The 17,987-nt window shown below is 72.2% G+C and carries 16 protein-coding genes; 13 read left to right on the top strand and 3 right to left on the bottom strand.

Going from position 1 to position 17,987, the window contains the following annotated elements:
* Positions 1–32 precede the first annotated feature (32 nt).
* On the top strand, positions 33–1,148 hold the full coding sequence (locus C6N31_RS11085; RefSeq protein WP_138353037.1) for a glycoside hydrolase family protein: 1,116 nt from the start codon (positions 33–35) through the stop codon (positions 1,146–1,148).
* A 319-nt stretch (positions 1,149–1,467) separates the two neighbouring features.
* Here the strand turns inward: C6N31_RS11085 and C6N31_RS11080 are convergent, their stop codons facing one another.
* The gene (locus tag C6N31_RS11080) at positions 1,468–1,758 is read right to left on the bottom strand and encodes a hypothetical protein (protein ID WP_138353038.1); all 291 of its coding nucleotides are present in this window, start codon (positions 1,756–1,758) and stop codon (positions 1,468–1,470) included.
* A gap of 41 nt (positions 1,759–1,799) precedes the next feature.
* On the bottom strand, positions 1,800–2,543 hold the full coding sequence (locus C6N31_RS11075) for a TetR/AcrR family transcriptional regulator (protein ID WP_381586507.1): 744 nt from the start codon (positions 2,541–2,543) through the stop codon (positions 1,800–1,802).
* 143 nt (positions 2,544–2,686) lie between these two features.
* On the opposite strand from C6N31_RS11075, the gene C6N31_RS11070 reads away from it, so the two are divergent.
* From C6N31_RS11070 to C6N31_RS11035, 8 genes are all read left to right on the top strand, one after another.
* Positions 2,687–3,130: an SRPBCC family protein gene (locus C6N31_RS11070; protein ID WP_138353040.1), complete on the top strand. Its 444-nt coding sequence runs from the start codon at positions 2,687–2,689 to the stop codon at positions 3,128–3,130.
* Positions 3,131–3,274: 144 nt separating this feature from the next.
* Positions 3,275–4,159, top strand: a complete 885-nt coding sequence (locus C6N31_RS11065; RefSeq protein ID WP_138353041.1) for an amidohydrolase family protein — start codon at positions 3,275–3,277, stop codon at positions 4,157–4,159.
* A gap of 114 nt (positions 4,160–4,273) precedes the next feature.
* The gene (locus tag C6N31_RS11060) at positions 4,274–5,515 is read left to right on the top strand and encodes a carbohydrate-binding protein (protein WP_244809084.1); all 1,242 of its coding nucleotides are present in this window, start codon (positions 4,274–4,276) and stop codon (positions 5,513–5,515) included.
* 265 nt (positions 5,516–5,780) lie between these two features.
* Positions 5,781–6,596, top strand: a complete 816-nt coding sequence (locus C6N31_RS11055; RefSeq protein WP_138353042.1) for an SAM-dependent methyltransferase — start codon at positions 5,781–5,783, stop codon at positions 6,594–6,596.
* Positions 6,597–6,634: 38 nt separating this feature from the next.
* Complete coding sequence (locus C6N31_RS11050; protein WP_269287806.1) at positions 6,635–8,806, top strand: putative bifunctional diguanylate cyclase/phosphodiesterase; 2,172 nt, start codon at positions 6,635–6,637, stop codon at positions 8,804–8,806.
* 153 nt (positions 8,807–8,959) lie between these two features.
* On the top strand, positions 8,960–10,216 hold the full coding sequence (locus C6N31_RS11045) for an SLC13 family permease (protein ID WP_138353043.1): 1,257 nt from the start codon (positions 8,960–8,962) through the stop codon (positions 10,214–10,216).
* 98 nt (positions 10,217–10,314) lie between these two features.
* Positions 10,315–10,488 carry a hypothetical protein gene (locus tag C6N31_RS11040; protein ID WP_164299360.1) on the top strand — a complete coding sequence of 58 codons (174 nt, stop codon included), beginning with the start codon at positions 10,315–10,317 and terminating at the stop codon, positions 10,486–10,488.
* Positions 10,489–10,603: 115 nt separating this feature from the next.
* Complete coding sequence (locus C6N31_RS11035) at positions 10,604–11,779, top strand: acyl-CoA dehydrogenase family protein (protein ID WP_138353044.1); 1,176 nt, start codon at positions 10,604–10,606, stop codon at positions 11,777–11,779.
* Between the two features lie 101 nt (positions 11,780–11,880).
* Here C6N31_RS11035 and C6N31_RS11030 read toward each other — a convergent pair whose 3' ends face one another.
* The gene (locus C6N31_RS11030; RefSeq protein WP_138353045.1) at positions 11,881–12,315 is read right to left on the bottom strand and encodes a hypothetical protein; all 435 of its coding nucleotides are present in this window, start codon (positions 12,313–12,315) and stop codon (positions 11,881–11,883) included.
* 249 nt (positions 12,316–12,564) lie between these two features.
* On the opposite strand from C6N31_RS11030, the gene C6N31_RS11025 reads away from it, so the two are divergent.
* The 4 genes from C6N31_RS11025 (at position 12,565) to C6N31_RS11010 (ending at position 17,899) form a co-directional block, all read left to right on the top strand.
* Positions 12,565–13,005 (top strand): Lrp/AsnC family transcriptional regulator, encoded by a 441-nt coding sequence (locus tag C6N31_RS11025; RefSeq protein WP_138353046.1) that lies wholly within the window; start codon positions 12,565–12,567, stop codon positions 13,003–13,005.
* Positions 13,006–13,035: 30 nt separating this feature from the next.
* The gene (locus C6N31_RS11020; RefSeq protein WP_164299356.1) at positions 13,036–14,664 is read left to right on the top strand and encodes an amidohydrolase; all 1,629 of its coding nucleotides are present in this window, start codon (positions 13,036–13,038) and stop codon (positions 14,662–14,664) included.
* A gap of 746 nt (positions 14,665–15,410) precedes the next feature.
* Positions 15,411–17,111, top strand: coding sequence for an apolipoprotein N-acyltransferase (lnt, locus tag C6N31_RS11015; protein ID WP_138353048.1), 1,701 nt, complete (start codon positions 15,411–15,413; stop codon positions 17,109–17,111).
* Positions 17,108–17,899, top strand: coding sequence for a polyprenol monophosphomannose synthase (locus C6N31_RS11010; protein WP_138353049.1), 792 nt, complete (start codon positions 17,108–17,110; stop codon positions 17,897–17,899). The genes lnt and C6N31_RS11010 overlap by 4 nt, the downstream gene beginning before the upstream one ends.
* Positions 17,900–17,987 lie beyond the last annotated feature (88 nt).

Here is a 17,987-nt window from a genome sequence, read left to right as displayed (position 1 = left end):
TGATCGACTCTCCGATCGGAACAGGAGGCGTCGTGTCCCGTACCCGGGCCCTGCTCGCCGCTCTTGTCCTAGCCGCTTCCGTCCTCCTGGGTGCCGGCGCGCCCGCCTCCCAGGCCGACGACCCGCCGCCGCCCTCCTTCACCCTGCCGCTCTCGCTGGACCTGCACGACGGGGTCATCCAGAAGTTCGGCGGCACCTACTACGCCTACGGAACCCAGTACCGCTGCGGGTTCCAGTGGCAGGTCCCCAGCACCTGGTGCGGATTCGGGGCGTCCAGCGCGCCGTCCCTGACCGGGCCCTGGTCCACGCCGGTCCGCTTATTCTCGCCCGCGGACACCGACCCCTGGACGAGCACGACATGGCAGACCGAGTGCGGCGGGGGATCGGCCTACGGGTGCTTCAACCCGCGGATGCTCCAGCGCACCGGCTGGGGCAGCGACGACGGCACCTTCATCCTGTGGTTCAACTCGCCGGCCGACTACGCCCGGAACCACGCCAACGCGTACAACGCCATGGGGTGCAACGGGCCCCTCGGCCCGTGCGGCCCCTCCGCCGGCCCGCCGCACGGTTCCTACGTCAAACCGTCGCTGACCATCTGCGCGGCCAACGGCGACTTCGGCTTCATCGCCAGTGCGACCCCCGGCGCCCGCCCGGCCCTGGTGTGCACGATGCCGGGCAGCGCCGCCCTCAACATCGAGGAACTCAACACCTGGGGCGTGGGCGGTGACGGCACGGGTGTCCAGGGTGTCGCCGGCCTGGCCCACATCGAGAGTCCTGGCGGCTGGTACGACGCGGCCGCGGGCCGGTACGTCCTGACCTACTCCGACGCCAACTGCGGTTACTGCACCGGGACCGGGACCGGGTACGCCACCGCTCCGAGTCTGTACGGCACCTGGACCGCGCCGGTGAACCTGGGCTTCGGCCAGCCCGCCAACGGCCGCCGGGTCTTCTCCGCCAACTCCTGCGGCGGACAGCCCCGCACCGTCAGCCTCATGGACGGGCAGGCCTTCCAGGGCATCGACCTGTGGACCGGCAGCAGGAACGAGACCGCCGCCGGAGCCATCTTCGTGCCGCTGACCTTCGGCACCGCGACGGGGACTCCCGGGGACGGCGGTGTATGGCGGCCGCCGCTCACCCTCGACTGCTGACGGAGCGCCCCACGTCATATGCGGATCGAGTATTCACTCGATCGAGTGACGTGCCCATGGGGCTCGAGTGACCGTTGGTCAGAGTGGGACCGCATCGCATGCGCCTGGGTGCCGCGCTGCTCCGGACGCCTGATCGGCAGGGCTTCGGCCGCCGCTCCGGGCGACCCACGGAAGCGCACCGGTTGTCGGGAGGCACTGTTCGCCAAGTGGGTCCGGCCGCCCCGATCCTGCGTCCAGGGACCGGGGCGGCTGCCATTCCGCGCGCGGCTCGACGCCCGTTCGGTGCGGTTCCGTGCGGCTGGGTGTCGTGCGGTTCCGACTACCTCTCGTGCTCCGATCCGAACGGCACGGGCCCGTTCCCGGTGACCTCGGCACGTCCCGTCTCCGGGAATACCTTGGTGATGACGCACTCGCCCTGCCGCCCGTTGGGCAGCCGCAGGTCCAGCGTCTTGCCGCGCACCGCCCACCGGCTCGCCCCCGCGCCGGTGTGGAGGCTGCCGTGCCAGGCCGAGAGGCGGCCCTTTTCCTGAATCGCGTACAGATCGGCCTCGACCGCGGTTCCGGTCCCGTCGGCGATCACTGTTGCCCAGCCCCGATAGGTGTTTCCCATGGGGCCAGGATCCGCCGCCGGACCCACAATTGCGACCTGGCCTAGACGGCGGGCAGGCCGAAGGCGTCGGCCAGGGCGTCCAGCGAGGCCGTGAGCAGCGTCGACGGGCTGTGGCCCATGCCGCTGAACTGGGACGATACTTCGAGACTGACCGATCCGTGCAGCTGGGACCAGGTGAGGACGGCGCCGGCGAGAGCCGTGCCCCGGCCGGCCGCCGAGGCCGCCGACTCGGGCGGGTCCCAGGGCCCGGTGTGCTCCGCGAACCATCCGGCCACCGCGGGATCCCGCTCGGCCCAGGCCTCCATCTGGCCCACCAGCGTTTCCATGGCCGGCTTCGGCCGCCCCTGGACGAAGACCTTCATGAAGGGTCCGAGCGCCGCGCGGGCGCGCAGCAGGGTGTCGGGCGGGGCCGTGTAGCCGGGCACCGGGGCGCCCGCGATCAGCGGATAGCGGTGCGGGTCGGCCACGGCCCAGGCCCGGAACGAGCCGGCCAGCGCGTGCAGCCGGGCGCGCGGTGACGCGGCCTCGGAGCCGGCCGCGACGGCCTGCTCGATCGCCGTCGCCAGATCGTCGTAGGCATCACGGATCAGGGCGCTGAGCAGATCGTCCCGGCTCGCGAAGTAGCGGTAGAGGGCCGGCCCCGACATGCCCAGTTCCTTGGCGATGCGGGTGAGCGCGACACCGTCCGTACCGCCCTCGGCCAACTGCCGCAGGGCGATCACCTTGATCTCGTTGCGCGTCTGCTCCCGGAACCGGGCCCGTGGGCCCTCGGCTGCCGCCATCACGAAATGTGTCCTCCCCTGGGTTGCGTGACCCATCTTAGCAACTGTTATAGTGTGTAACGAAAGCGATTGACCATAACGCCTGGAGGTCCTGGTAAGGACTTCCGGCCGCTGTCACCTGCCCACGAGAAGAAGTGAAGGACATCATGGACATCGATCACGCGGCTCCGGCCATCGCCGACCTCAGCGTCACCATCGACGCCCCGCTGGAGACGATCTGGCGGCTGCACACCGACATCGGCTCCTGGCCGCGCTGGAACCCCGGTATCACCAGCGCCCGCCTGACCACCGAACTGGAGGTGGGAGGGATCTTCGAGTGGCAGACCGCCGGTCTCACGATCACCTCCACCATCGGTGAGATCACCCCGATGGGCCGCATCGCCTGGGGCGGCCCGGCCCACGGCATCATCGGCATCCACGTCTGGACGTTCGAGCCGGGCGCCGGCGGCGTCGTGGTGCGGACCCGGGAGTCCTGGGACGGCGAACCCGTCCGGGCCGATCCCGACGGGATGCGGGCCGGGCTCACGGCCTCGCTCGTCGACTGGCTCGACGCCCTGAAGTCGGCGGCCGAAGGCGGAACGCCCGCCTGACACCCGCCTGAACGAGGTGGCGCGGCGGGCCGGTGGCGTCCCCGGGCGGGCCGCCACCCCCTCGGGGCCCTCTGCGATCATGTCCCCGACGGACCCTGGGACCGGACGGACCAGGACCGTACGGAACGGGCGGAGGGCCCCCGCATGATGGAGACAGGCGCGGACGACGCACGGGTGACCGCGTTCTGGCGCGGACTGGGGCTGCCGGGGCTGATCGATGTGCACACGCACTTCATGCCGGAACGCGTGCTGGACAAGGTGTGGGCGTACTTCGACGCCGCCGGGCCGCTCGTCGGCCGCCGCTGGCCCATCACCTACCGCCACCAGGAGGACGAACGGCTCGCGGTACTGCGCGGGTTCGGCGTCCGGGCGTTCACGTCCATGGTCTACCCGCACAAGCCGGGGATGGCCGGCTGGCTGAACAGCTGGGCGGCGGACTTCGCCGCCCGGACGCCGGACTGCCTGAGCACCGCCACCTTCTTCCCGGAGGAGGGCGCCGCGGACTATGTGCGCGCGGCCGTCGAGGGCGGCGCCCGGGTCTTCAAGTCGCATGTCCAGGTGGGGGCCTACGACCCCAACGACGCCTGGCTGGAGCCGGTCTGGGGGCTGCTGGCCGAGGCGGGGATCCCGGTGGTGACGCACTGCGGGTCCGGCCCTGTGCCCGGCAAGTTCACCGGACCCGGGCCGATGGCCCGGGTGCTGGAGCGGCATCCCCGGCTGCGGCTGGTCGTCGCGCACATGGGGATGCCCGACTACACCGCCTTCCTGGACCTGGCGGAACGCCACCCCGGGGTCCTGCTGGACACGACGATGGCGTTCACCGACTTCTCCGAGGAGTCCGCCCCGCTGCCCAGGGCGGAGTACCGGCGGCTCGCGGACCTCGGCGACCGGATCCTGTGGGGGAGCGACTTCCCGAACATCCCGTACTCCTACGCCCATGGCCTGGAGTCGCTCGAACGACTCGGCCTCGGAGACGCCTGGCTGCGCGCCGTGTGCCACGACAACGCCTCGATCCTCTTCGGAATCTGATGGCACGCCAGGTCGCAGGCCTTTAGTGGTTTAGTCCTAGGTCTAGTCCAAAGCCTTGACGAGTTCGCGTCACAGCTGGATTCTGGCTGCGTTTCCCCCCACAGGAGGTACGACGTGAAGCGCCTCAAAGCACTCTGTTCCGGGGTGGCGGCAGCCACCCTCGCGGCGGCCGGCCTAGCCGCCGCCGCCACGCTCGGCACGGGCCAGGCGTCCGGCGCCGAGACCGCGGCGGCCGCCCTGGGCAACAACTGGTACGCGGCGGCGCCGTATCTGATGCCCCGGGACAACAATCCCCCCGACGCGGGCGCGATCATGGACGCCACCGGACTCAAGGCGTTCCAGCTCGCGTTCATCCTCGCCCCCAACGGCGGCGGCTGCAGCCCGACCTGGGACGGAACCGCGGCTGTCTCCTCCGACACCGCGGTGGCCTCGGTGATCAGCGGGATCCGTGCCAAGGGCGGTGACGTCTCCGTCTCCATCGGCGGCTACGGCGGCACCAAGCTCGGCCAGGCCTGCTCCACCTCGGCGGCGACCGCCGCCGCGTACCAGCAGGTCATCACCAAGTACCAGCTGAAGGCGATCGACTTCGACCTCGAGGAACCGGAGTACGAGAATGCCACCGCGATCTCCCACGAGATCGGCGCCGCGAAGATCCTCCAGCAGAACAACCCCGGCCTCTACGTCTCGGTGACCACGGCCGGAACCGCCGACGGCACCGGCTGGTTCGGCAAGCAGATGCTGAACGAGGCCAAGGCCCAGGGCTTCACGCCCAACAATTTCTCGATCATGCCGTTCGACGGCGGCTTCAACGGGGCGGCGGCGCAGACCAGCGCACTCACCAACTTCAACTCGATCCTGCAGACGACGTTCGGCTGGAACGCCGCCACCGCCTACGCCCACGAGGGCTTCTCCGGAATGAACGGCCGCAGCGACACCGGCGAGTACTTCCGCCAGGCCGATTTCCAGACGGTGCTGGACTACGCCACCAGCCACGGAATGGGGCGGTTCACCTTCTGGTCACTCAACCGTGACCGTCAGTGCACCCCGCCGGAAAACGGCACCACTTCCGGAGTCTGCAGCAGCGTTGCGCAGACGCCCTGGGAATTCGCCAAGTTCTCGGTGAAGTTCGCCGGCGCGACCCCGCCCACGAACCCTCCGACGACGCCCCCCACCACGCCTCCGACGAACCCGCCGGGCCAGTGCACGGTAGCGGCGTGGAGCAGTACCGCGATATACGTGAACACCAATGAGGTCTCCCACAACGGCCACAAGTGGAAGGCCAAGTGGTGGACCCAGAACGAGGAGCCCGGCACCACCGGCGAATGGGGTGTCTGGGTGGACGAAGGCGCCTGCTGACATTCCACTGAAGCCCGGTCACGGCATACGCTGCCGGGACGGCGTGATGTGCGGGGCCCACCGGCCGACGGCCGGTGGGCCCCGCACATGTGCGCGAATCCGCAGCGGCGCGTTTTGGCAGGTGCATATGCCGGGAGTTCTCGCCGAAAACGGACGGACCATTTCCGGATGATATTCCGCTTCGCCCGGGTGATCGATAGCCTCGGGTCGAGTGCAGGCCGGTATCTTGGTCAGTCCAAGATCATCTGATGAGCTGGAGACCGTGATGGAGCGTCCCGCCTGGGCACCCCAGGGTATTGACCTCTCGGTGCCGAGTGTGTCGCGTATCTACGACTACTACCTCGGCGGTTCGCACAACTTCGAGGTGGACCGCGAGGCCGCCCGCCAGGCCATGGAGATCTTCCCCGGGCTCCCCAAGATCATGCAGGCGAACCGCGCGTTCATGCGCCGCGCGGTCCGCTACGCCGTCGACCAGGGCATCACCCAGTTCCTGGACATCGGCTCCGGCATACCGACCTTCGGCAATGTGCACGAGGTCGCCCAGGCCGCCAGCCCCGGCGCCCGGGTGCTCTACGTCGACAGCGACCCGGTGGCCGTGGCGCACAGCCGGGCGGTGCTCGAGGGCAATCCGACCGCCCGGATCGCCGCCGCCGACCTGCGCACGCCCAAGGACATCCTGACCAGCCCCGAGGCCACCGAGCTCCTCGACTTCGACCGGCCGGTGGCGCTGCTGCTCGTCGCCGTCCTCCACTTCCTGGCCGACGAGGACGACCCGGCCGCCGCGGTGGCCGAGCTGCGCGACGCGCTCGCCCCCGGCAGCCTGCTGGTCCTGACCCACGCCTCGACCGAGGGCGGCCCCATCTCGCCCGAGCAGGGCGGCGGCGTCCAGGGCGTCTACCGCAAGGCCAGCTCCCCGCTGATCATGCGCACGCGGGCCGAAGTGGCCGCGTTCTTCGAGGGCTTCGAGCTCATCGAACCCGGTCTGGTCCCGATGCCCGACTGGCATCCGGACACCCCGGCCGGTCACGAAGAGGACCCCGCGGCCTTCGTCGGCTTCGCCGGCGTGGGGCTCAAGGCGTGACCTCACAGCCGGCGGGGACCGGGGACTCCGGCCTGCACCTGGCCGGAGGCACCGGGCAGGACGCCACCGGGGACACCGCGCTGGACGCACGGGCCGACGGCCTGCGGCGGTTCGCCACCATCTGGAGCCGTGCGATCTACCCGGCCACCGCGACCTCGATGACGCGCGCCGAGTTCGAGGAGTACCTGCTCCCGCTGGCCCGCGGTCTCGACGAGGCGCTGCGGGCCACTCCGTTCGACCCGCGCCCGGCCTTCGAGGTCGGATCCGCGCTGGTCGCCGCGCACTGCACCGACCCCGAGGTGCTGCCCAGCATCCTGCGGGTGGTCGACGCGTACCTGGTGCTCTACTGCCCGCCGGAGGACCTGCCGGCCGACGAGAGCCGGTCCCGCTGCGCCCGGCTGCAGCACGCCATCGCGGCCGGGTTCGCCCGCGCGCTGGTCGAACGCACCCGCTACGAGCAGGAGGCCATCTCCCGGGCGGCGATCTCCGCCCGGGCGGAGGCGGAGACCGCGCTCCAGGCCAGCGAGGCCCGCTTCCGCGCGGTCTTCGAGGGCGCCGCGGTCGGCATCGGGATCGCCGACCTCGACGGCCGGATCCTGGAGCTCAACGGCGCGCTGACCCAGATGTTCGGCGGCGAGCACCACGTCCGCAACCGGAACGTCAGCGACTTCGTGCACCCGGACGACGGCGCCGACGTCTGGGGGCTGTATGGGGAGCTGGTCCGCGGCGAGCGCGACGACTACCGCATCACCAAGCCGTACTACCGCCCCGACGGCACCGCGCTGTGGACCAACCTGTCCGTGTCGCTGCTCAGGGACTCCTCGGGCGTCCCGCAGTACCAGTTGGCGCTCATGGAGGACATCACCGAGGCCCGGCTGCTGACCGAGCGGCTGCGCCACGAGGCGACCCACGACACCCTCACCGGGCTGCCGAACCGGGCGCTGTTCTTCGAACGGCTGGAACAGGCCCTGTCGCCCGGGACCGGCACCGAACGCCTCGGCCTGTGCTACCTCGACCTCGACGGCTTCAAGGCGGTCAACGACAGCCTCGGCCACGCGGTGGGGGACCGGCTGCTGGTCGCGGTCGCCGAGCGGCTGCAGGCGTGCGTGACCGCCCCGGACCAGCTGGTCGCCCGCATCGGCGGCGACGAGTTCGCCGCCCTGATCGTCGATCCCGCCACCCAGGGTGAGGTCACCGATCTGGCCGACCGGATCCTGGCCGCGCTGTCCACCACGGTCCGTCTCGACGGCCGTGAACTGCCCGTCCACGGCAGCATCGGCATCGTCGAGGGCCCCACCGGCACCCGCGGCGCGGCGGACGTGCTGCGCAGCGCCGACATCACGATGTACCGGGCCAAGGCCGCCGGCGGCAACCGCTACGAGGTCGCCGACCCGGACTCCGACGCCCGCGCGATCACCCGGCACGGTCTGACGAACCGGCTGCCGACCGCCCTGGAGCGCGGCGAGTTCTTCATCGAGTACCAGCCCCTCATCCGGCTGGCCGACGGCAGCGTCCAGGGTGCGGAGGCGCTGGTCAGATGGTGCCACCCGCTGCACGGCGTGCTCGGGCCCGACCAGTTCATACCGCTGGCGGAGAGCACCGGGCAGATCGTCCCGCTCGGCCGCTGGGTGCTGCAGGAGTCCGCCCGGCAGGCGCGCGAATGGCAGCGCCGGAGCGCCGACGGCCTCCCGGTCCGCGTCAACGTGAACCTGTCCCCGTGCCAGCTGTACCATCCGGGGCTCGTCGACGAGGTCGCCGCCGTCCTGGAGGAGACCGGGCTGGACCCCACCGCCCTCTGCCTGGAGGTCACCGAGAGCGCCCTGATCGGCGCCGACGAGGACGCCCTCAAGCCGCTGCGCCGGCTGGTCGACCTGGGTGTCGACATAGCGCTCGACGACTTCGGCACCGGCTACTCCAACCTGTCGTCCCTGCGCTGGCTGCCGATCAGCAACCTCAAGCTCGACCGGGCCTTCACCCGGGGCATCCGGCAGCACCCCGCCGACCCCGTCGACCTCAAGATCGTCGAGGGGATCGTCTCCCTCGCGCACACCCTCGGCCTCACCGTGACCGTCGAAGGGGTGGAGACCCGCACCCAGGCGGAGCATCTGGGACTGCTCGGCTGCGACACCGCCCAGGGCTGGTACTACGCCCGGCCGGGGCCGCCGGACCATCTCCACACCCTGACGCTGTGCGACGCGATGAGCGCCTGACGGCGGCCCGCGAGAACGTCACGGAGGACTCACCGGTCCTGGCATCAGGACCTGTCGGCGGCGTGGTGCATGCTGGCTCCTGACCCCGCCATGTGTGCGCCCGCTACCTGCGGCTTCGCCATATGACCGCCGTAAGCCCCGTGGAGACCGACCCTGAGCAGCACCGCCGCCGAGATCCTGTCCGTCGTCCTGCTCCTGCTGGTCCTCGGGTTCGCGGTGGCCCGCCCGCGCGGCTGGCCGGAGGCGGCCGCGGCGGTGCCGGCCGCGGTGCTGGTGACCGCGACCGGCGCGGTGCCGTGGCAGGACGCCTGGGACCAGACCAGGGAACTGCTGCCGGTCGTCGGTTTCCTCGCCGCCGTGCTGGTGCTCGCGGAACTCTGCGCCGACGCGGGGCTGTTCACCGCAGCCGGGGACGCGATGGCCCGCGTCTGCCGGGGCGAGCCGGGCCGGCTGCTGGCCGGGGTGTTCGTGGTGGCCTCGCTGATCACTGCCGTGCTCAGCCTGGACGCGACGGTGGTGCTGCTGACCCCGGTGGTCATCGTGACCGCCGCCCGCGCGGGCACCCGGTCCCGGCCCCATGTCTACGCGTGCGCCCATCTGGCGAACTCGGCGTCGCTGCTGCTGCCGGTCTCCAACCTGACCAATCTGCTGGCCTTCGCCGCGGCCGGGCTCTCCTTCACCCGCTTCGCGGCGGTGATGGCGCTGCCGTGGCTGGTGGCGATCGGCCTGGAGTACCTGGTCTTCCGCCGGTTCTTCGCCGCCGACCTGGCCGCCCCGGCAAGCGCCGGTGAACCGGTGCCACGGCCCGCGCTCCCGGTGTTCACCCTTGTTGTCGTCGCCCTGACCCTCGCGGGCTTCGTCGTCACCTCCCTGGCCGGGGTGAACCCCGCCTGGGCGGCGCTGGCCGGCGCGCTGGTGCTGGGGGTGCGGGCGCTGCGCCGCGGGCGGACGACCGTACGCGGCCTGGCGAGCGCGGCGAACCCGCTGTTCTGCCTGTTCGTGCTGGCACTGGGCGTCGTCGTCAAGGCCGTGGTCGACAACGGCCTGGCCGATGCGGCGGACCGGGTGCTGCCGGACGGCGCGGGACTGCCAGAACTGCTGGCGGTGGCGGCGCTCGCCGCCGTGCTGGCCAACCTGATCAACAATTTGCCGGCGGTGCTGGCCCTGCTGCCGCTCGTCGCGACGGCCGGACCCGGCCCGGTGCTCGCCGTCCTGATCGGTGTGAACCTCGGCCCGAACCTCACCTACGCCGGCTCGCTGGCCACCCTGCTGTGGCGCCGGATCCTCAGCGACCACGGCAAGGACCCCGAGCTGGGCGTCTTCACCCGCCTCGGCCTGCTGACGGTGCCCCTGACGCTGGTGGGCGCCACGACGGCCCTGTGGGCCATGCTGCGGCTGACGGGCACCTGACGGGGCCTCACAGCCGCCCGGCGGGGCTCCTCGGACGGCTCCCGGGGCGGCCCCTGGGACCGCTCAGTCCCGGCCGCCGCCGGAGACAGCCCGTACGGATGACGGACGCATACGCCGCCGCGCCCGTCGTCCACCGCGGCGCGGCGTACGCCCGGGTGCGCCCGCCGTCGGGCCGCCGCCCCCGGAAGACCCCTGATCTGTACCGGTACCGGGCCTCGCCCCGTGACGCGGAGCGCCCGATCGGGCATACTCCATCGCGCCACAGCCGCTGATCAAGCCGCGCCGAGACCCGGCGGGAGACGATCGGCATTTGGGCATCGCAAGACGTACGGCACCGCCACACCCTGGGCGGTCGCCGCCGCGCCTGACAGGGAGGAGCGTGCCGCCATGCCTCACAACGGCCCGCAGCCGGTAGACCGCCACTTGCCCACCGAGGAGGCCCGAGACCTGCTCGCCCTCACCCGCGAGCTGGCCCAGCGGGAGATCCTGCCCCGGGCCGCCGAGGAGGAGGACACCGGGCACTTCCCGCGGGACACGTTCGCCCTCATCGGCGAGGCGGGGCTGCTCGGCCTCCCGTATCCGGAGGAGTACGGCGGCGGGGGACAGCCCTACGAGGTGTACCTGCAGGTCCTGGAGGAGCTGGCGGCCGCCCGGCTCACCGTCGGCCTCGGAGTGAGTGTCCACACCCTCGCCTGCCACGCGGTGGCGCACTTCGGCACCAAGGAGCAGCGGGCCGAGCACCTGCCCGCCATGCTCGGCGGCGCGCTCCTCGGCGCGTACTGCCTCTCCGAGCCCGCAGCGGGCTCCGACGCCGCGTCCCTGAACACCCGCGCGGTCCTCAAGGACGGCGACTGGACCATCGACGGCACCAAGGCGTGGATCACCCACGGCGGCGTCGCCGACTTCTACACCGTGCTCGCCCGCAGCGGCGCCGAGGGCCCGCGCGGCATCACCGCGTTCCTGGTGCCCGCGGACTCACCGGGCCTGACCGCCGCCCAGCCCGAGCGGAAGATGGGCATGAAGGGCTCGCCCACCGCCCAGGTCCACTTCGACGGCGTGACCGTCCCGGACAGCCGGCGGGTCGGCGAGGAGGGCCAGGGCTTCTCCATCGCGCTGTCCGCGCTCGACTCGGGCCGGCTCGGCATCGCGGCCTGTGCCGTCGGGGTCGCCCAGGGCGCCCTCGACGAGGCGCTGGCCTACACGCTGGCCCGCAAGCAGTTCGGCCGTCCGCTCGTGGACTTCCAGGGGCTGCGCTTCATGCTCGCCGACATGGCCACCAAGATCGAGGCCGGCCGGGCGCTCTACCTCGCCGCGGCGCGGCTGCGCGACGCCGGCCGGGACTTCTCGCGGCAGGCGGCGATGGCCAAGCTCTTCTGCACGGACGCCGCGATGCAGGTGACCACCGACGCCGTCCAACTCCTCGGCGGCTACGGCTACACGGTGGACTTCCCCGTCGAGCGCTACATGCGCGAGGCCAAGGTGCTGCAGATCGTCGAGGGCACCAACCAGATCCAGCGCATGGTCATCGCCCGGCACCTCGCAGGACCGGAGAGCAAGCCGTAGTCCGCAGAGCGAGCCCTGGTCCGGAGGGCGAGCCGTAACGCCGCGCCGGTGCCGCGCCCCCCGGGGACGCGGCACCGTATCGCAGGCGGTCGCCGCCGGGTTCAGGCCGCGCGCTGGCGCGGCACCCGTACCGGACGGGACTCGGGGCCGTACGCGTGAGAGAACGGCTGGGTGCGCCAGTCGAGTCCGGCCGGCAGCGTCAGCAGGGTGGCGAGCTCCTCACCGGTGTACTCCATGCCGTCCACCTGCTGCGCGTCCCGCAACGCGCGCCCGGAACCGGCACAGACGGTGAGGCCGAACGGATTCCACGGCGTGGGGCACAGCGCGTGCTCCGGCAGCACCTCCTCGCCCTCGAACAGCGCGATCGGCCGCGCGCAGTCCGGGCAGTGCACCCGCAGGATGTCGTAGACCTCGTCGTCGAACGCCTCCTCGGCGTCCAGGGCGGCGGCTTCGAGCGCCTGGGCGGCGCGTTCGTCGTCCTCCTCGAGTACGGGCTGCGTACGTTCGCTGCGGCTGGGCCGCACATGGGTGCGCATAGTGGGATCCCCCTTGGATGAACGCCCGTTCGACGGGCCCGCCGGGCACGACGGCCACGGCCATAGCGAGCACTTCCCGCCCGGCGCGCCCGATAACCGTGGCGGCCGCCACCATGGGGTGCATCCGGTGTGGCCTTCGTCACATCCGGCGCCGTTCCGGGCGTGCGCGCGCCGGGAGAACGCCCTCCCGCCCCGGCGTGCCCCCTGCCCGCTGTGCCGGAGGCCCTCCGGGGCAGTAAGTTGACCGCCGTGGAGGAGCTGGATCAACAGATCGTGGAACTTCTCGTCGCCGATGGGCGGATGAGCTACACCGACCTGGGCAAGGCCACCGGCCTGTCCACCTCGGCGGTGCACCAGCGGGTGCGCCGGTTGGAGCAGCGCGGGGTGATCCGCGGCTACGCCGCGATCGTCGACGCCGAAGCGGTCGGACTCTCCCTGACGGCGTTCATCTCGATCAAACCGTTCGACCCGAGCGCGCCGGACGACATCGCGGAGCGCCTCGCCGAGGTACCGGAGATCGAGGCCTGCCACAGCGTCGCGGGGGAGGAGAACTACATCCTCAAGGTCCGCGTCGCGACCCCCGGCGAGCTGGAGCACCTGCTCGCCCGGATCCGCACCCTGGCCGGGGTCTCCACCCGCACCACCGTCGTGCTGTCCACTCCGTACGAGGCCAGGCCCCCGCGCATCTGAGCGCTCCGGGCAGGGGAGAGACTGTCCCTCATGAACGAGCGCACCCCTTCCACCACCGTGCTGCTGCGCGGCGGAACCGTCTACAGCCCCGCCGACCCCTTCGCCACGGCCATGGTCGTGGAGGGCGGCACCGTCGCCTGGGTGGGATCCGAGGGCGCCGCCGACTCCTTCGTGGACGGCGTCGACGAAGTGGTCCACCTCGACGGCGCGCTCGTCACCCCCGCGTTCACCGACGCGCACGTCCACACCACCGCGACCGGGCTGGCGCTCACCGGCCTCGACCTCACCGCCGCCGGCTCCCTCGCCGACGCGCTCGCCCGCACCGCCGCGTTCTCCCGCGACCGCCCCGGCGACCGGGTGCTGCTCGGCCACGGCTGGGACGAGTCGCGCTGGCCCGAGCGGCGGACGCCGTCCCGCCAGGAGCTGGACGAGGCGGTCGGCGGCCGGCCGCTCTACCTGACCCGGGTCGATGTGCACTCCGCCGTTGTCACCACCGCGCTGCTCGACCTGGTCCCCGGCGTGCGCGACCTGCCGGGGTACCACCCGGAGGGCCCGCTCACCAGCGACGCGCACCACGCGGTGCGCCGTGCCGCGCACGCCGCCGTCACCCCCGCCCAGCGGCTCGCGGCGCAGCGCGCGGCACTGCGCCACGCCGCCTCGCTGGGCATCAGCGCGGTGCACGAGTGCGCCGGCCCCGACATCTCCTCCGAGGACGACCTCACCGGCCTGCTGGCGCTCGCCGCGGCGGAATCCGGGCCCCGGGTCTTCGGGTACTGGGCGGAGGCCGTGAAGGACGCCTCGGGGCTCGACCGGATCCGGGACCTGGGCGCCGTCGGCGCGGGCGGCGACCTGTTCGTCGACGGCTCCCTCGGCTCCCGCACGGCCTGTCTGCACGCGCCCTACGCCGACGCCCCGCACAGCGGTACCTCCTTCATCGACACCGACACCATCGCCGCCCATGTCGCCGCCTGCACCGAGGCCGGTGTCCAGGCGGGTTTCCACGCCATCGGGGACGCCGCCGTCTCCTCCGTCGTGGCCGGGGTACGGGCCGCCGCCGAACGCGTCGGCACCGACCGGATCCGGGCGCTGCGGCACCGGGTCGAGCACGCCGAGATGATGACGCCGGACACCATCGCCGGCTTCGCCGAACTCGGTCTGATCGCCTCGGTGCAGCCGGCCTTCGACGCGGCCTGGGGCGGCGAGGAGGGCATGTACGCGGAGCGGCTCGGCGCCGAACGGGCCGGGACGCTCAACTCCTACGCCGCGATGGTGCGGGCCGGTGTGCCGCTGGTCCTCGGCTCCGACAGCCCCGTCACCCCGCTCGACCCGTGGGGCGCCGTACGCGCCGCCGCGTTCCACCGCACCCCCGGGCACCGTATCTCGGCCCGCGCCGCCTTCAACGCCCACACCCGGGGCGGCTGGCGCGCGGTCGGCCGGGACGACACCGGTGTCCTGATGCCGGGCGCGCCCGCCGACTACGTGCTCTGGCGCGGCGGCGAACTGGTGGTGCAGGCCCCGGACGAACGGGTCGCCAACTGGTCCACCGACCCGCGTTCCGGCACTCCGGGCCTGCCGGACGTGGCGCCGGACCGTGCCCTTCCGGTCGCGCTGCGTACCGTCGTGTCCGGCCGCACGGTCCACACACGGCCGAACGAGTGACCCACGGCGGCCACATGCGGCCGAACGGTGTGCCCTCGGCCTGTCGCGCCGACTCACCGGGCCCCGCACTGACCTGCTGATTTGAAGGATCATCGCAGGTCAAGTGGCTGTTGACAGCCAACGGTCGAGGGCGAGTAGGTTCGGCCGAGTCCACCACAGGACGTCGGACCGGGGACCCTCCGCGAATCCGTCGACCGCCGCTGGGCCATGGGGTGTCGCGCCGCACGTGCACGCCGCCACTGGCAGCCAGGTCCAGCGTCAGCGGCACGGAAAGCGGCTCGCTTCACGGCGAGTGCCGCCGGACGGCAGGTGTGACCCGGGAAGGGCCCGGACGCCCAGTAGACAACGGCCTTGGCGCCGACTCGCAGCCAGCGGGTCCCAGGTCGGCCCGAAGGGCGTTCCGGGCCCGTTCCGTAGCGGGCGCTCCCGCACGGCCCCGCCTCGAGCCCGGCCCCCGCGGCGGCCTGCGCGCCCGCCGGCGGATCGCCGCCCAGATGACCGGGTAAGCTTCCGGTCGTGCGTCGCGAGAATCAAGCGCGCACACCGTGCTGATCGAGAACCAAGACAGCACAAGCACCTCCAAGCTTTGCCGTACCAAACCGGGCTGGTCTCAACCCGGCTGGTGTTGATCGTGGAAGACCTGTCGGATCGCTGACCCGCAGGCATCGTGAGCCAGGAATCCCCCTGCTTGAGCTGGGGGAGGATTCAATGCACCAGCTCACCACCTGCTGCAGGAAGGCCGCGACGTGCGCCCGCGACCCGACACCGCCCCGGCCGTGGATCCAGCCGCAGAACCGGCCGCGGATCCAGCCAAGGACGCGGTCGTGGACCCGGCCGCCGATCCGGACGCGGCCCAGCCCGTGCCCGTACGTCCCGGCCGGCGCCGCCGTGCCGCGCTGGCCGCCCGCCGCGCGGCCCCCCGCAGCGCCGCCGCCGCGCTCTGCGGACTGGCGCTCGCCGCCGCGTTCCCGCCCTACGACCTGTGGCCGCTGTCGATCGCCGCGGTCGCCGGGCTGTCCGTCCTCACCCGTGGCAGGACCGCCCGGCAGGGCGCCTGGCTCGGCTTCGCCTTCGCGCTGCCCTTCTTCCTGTGGCTGCTGCTGTGGCTGCGGGTCGTCGGCTACGACGCGGTCTTCGGGCTGTCCGTGCTGGAGGCGCTCTTCATCGCCGCGCTCGGAGCCGGCCTGGCGATCACCTCCCGGCTGCCGGGCTGGCCGCTGTGGGGCGGCTGCCTGTGGGTGGCCGAGGAACTGGCCCGGGACCGGCTGCCCTTCGGCGGCTTCCCCTGGGGACGCCTGGCCTTCGCCAACACCGGCTCGCCCTACACCCCGCTGGCCGCCCTCGGCGGGGCCCCGCTGGTCACCTTCGCCGTCGCGCTGACCGGCACGCTGCTGGCCGCGGCCGTGCTCGCCGCCCTGCGGCTGCGCACCGCCGGGACCGCGCGCACCGCCCGGACGCTGCTGCCCGCCGCCGGGACCGCCGTGCTCGCGGCCGCCCTCCTCGCCGCCGGCTACGCGGTACCGGTGCCCACGGACGCCACCGACTTCGTCAAGGTGGCCATCGTGCAGGGCAACGTCCAGCAGCCCGGGATGCACTTCCTCGGCCGGCCGATGCAGATCCTGGACAACCATGTCGCGGCCACCCTCAAGCTGGCCAGGGACATCAAGGAGAAGCGCACGCCCAAGCCGGATCTGGTGATCTGGCCGGAGAACTCCTCCGACCTCGACCCGTTCAGCAACCCGCAGGCGTACGACAGGATCACCGGCGCGGTGCGGGCCGTGGGCGTCCCGGTCCTGGTCGGCGCGCTGGTCGACGGCCCGGACGCCCGGCATGTGCAGAACGAGGGCATCGTCTGGGACCCGGTCTCCGGGCCCGGCGCCTCGTACACCAAGCAGCACCCGGTGCCGTTCGGCGAGTACGTGCCCTTCCGCACCGAGCTCACCAAGGTCATCCACCGGCTCGACCAGATCCCGCGGGACTTCTACCCGGGCAGGAACACCGGCGTCCTCAAGATCGGCCCCGCCACGCTCGGCGACGTCATCTGCTTCGAGGTCGCCTACGACGAGATCGTGCACGACACCGTGAAGGCCGGGGCGCGCGCGATCATCGTCCAGACCAACAACGCGACGTACGGCCGCACCGGACAGCCCGAGCAGCAGCTCGCCATGTCGCGGCTGCGGGCCGTCGAACACGGCCGCGCCATCGTCACCGCCGCGACCAGCGGCATCAGCGCCGTGGTGGCCCCCGACGGCACCATTGAGCAGCGCACGAAGGAATTCACCCAGGATGTCCTGAGTGCCCGGATCCCGCTGCGCGACGAGCTCACGGTGGCCGACCGCGTCAGTACGGTTCCCGAGTGGACTCTCGCTATGGTGGGGATTCTGTCCTGCGCTGTCGCCATCGCGCTCGGCAGGCGCGAAGCCACAAAAGCGAAGGGGCAGCAGTGAACGAGGGCGGTGGGGTTCCCCATGGCGGAGCCCAGGGGAGGGACTTCGGTCCGCTCGGCACGGTTCTGGTCATCATCCCGACCTACAACGAAGCCGAGAACATCAAGCCGATCGTGGCCCGGGTCCGGTCCTCGGTACCCGAGGCGCACATCCTGGTCGCCGACGACAACAGCCCCGACGGCACCGGCAAGCTCGCCGACGAACTGGCTTCCGGTGACGATCACGTCCACGTGCTGCACCGGCAGGGCAAGGAAGGCCTCGGTGCCGCCTACCTGGCCGGCTTCCGCTGGGGCATCGACCAGGGATACGGCGTCCTGGTCGAGATGGACGCCGACGGCTCGCACCAGCCCGAGGAGCTGCCCCGGCTGCTCACCGCCCTCAAGGGCGCGGACCTGGTCCTCGGCTCCCGGTGGATCCCCGGCGGCCGGGTCGTCAACTGGCCCAAGTCCCGTGAGTTCCTCTCCCGCGGCGGCAGCACGTACTCGCGGATCCTGCTGGACGTGCCGATCCGTGACGTCACCGGCGGCTACCGGGCCTTCCGCAAGGAGACCCTGACCGGCCTGGGCATGGACGAGGTGGCCTCGGCCGGCTACTGCTTCCAGGTCGACCTGGCCTGGCGCACGGTCAAGGCCGGCTTCCACGTCGTCGAGGTCCCCATCACCTTCGTGGAGCGCGAGCGCGGCGACAGCAAGATGAGCCGCAACATCGTGGTCGAGGCGCTGTGGCGGGTCACCGCCTGGGGCGTGGGCTCACGGGCGAGCCGGGTCTTCGGCCGTACGTCCCGCTGAGGGCGGTCCGGCGGGGTGCGATCCGGGCGGGCGTGATCGGCGATGTCCGCCGATGATCGTGGCTTTATCCGGGCCCAGGCACAATTGA

The organism is Streptomyces fildesensis, from assembly GCF_016107395.1.
Taxonomy (GTDB): domain Bacteria; phylum Actinomycetota; class Actinomycetes; order Streptomycetales; family Streptomycetaceae; genus Actinacidiphila; species Actinacidiphila fildesensis.
The sequence above is the reverse complement of the archived record's forward strand: the minus strand, read 5'-3'. Positions and strand labels throughout refer to the sequence as shown.

Coding starts and splice junctions, on each gene's coding strand:
- C6N31_RS11035 (WP_138353044.1), top strand. CDS start 10,604: ATGCCTCACAACGGCCCGCAGCCGGTAGACCGCCACTTGCCCACCGAG.
- C6N31_RS11065 (WP_138353041.1), top strand. CDS start 3,275: ATGATGGAGACAGGCGCGGACGACGCACGGGTGACCGCGTTCTGGCGC.
- C6N31_RS11020 (WP_164299356.1), top strand. CDS start 13,036: ATGAACGAGCGCACCCCTTCCACCACCGTGCTGCTGCGCGGCGGAACC.
- C6N31_RS11055 (WP_138353042.1), top strand. CDS start 5,781: ATGGAGCGTCCCGCCTGGGCACCCCAGGGTATTGACCTCTCGGTGCCG.
- C6N31_RS11030 (WP_138353045.1), bottom strand. CDS start 12,315: ATGCGCACCCATGTGCGGCCCAGCCGCAGCGAACGTACGCAGCCCGTA.
- C6N31_RS11070 (WP_138353040.1), top strand. CDS start 2,687: ATGGACATCGATCACGCGGCTCCGGCCATCGCCGACCTCAGCGTCACC.
- C6N31_RS11080 (WP_138353038.1), bottom strand. CDS start 1,758: ATGGGAAACACCTATCGGGGCTGGGCAACAGTGATCGCCGACGGGACC.
- C6N31_RS11040 (WP_164299360.1), top strand. CDS start 10,315: ATGACGGACGCATACGCCGCCGCGCCCGTCGTCCACCGCGGCGCGGCG.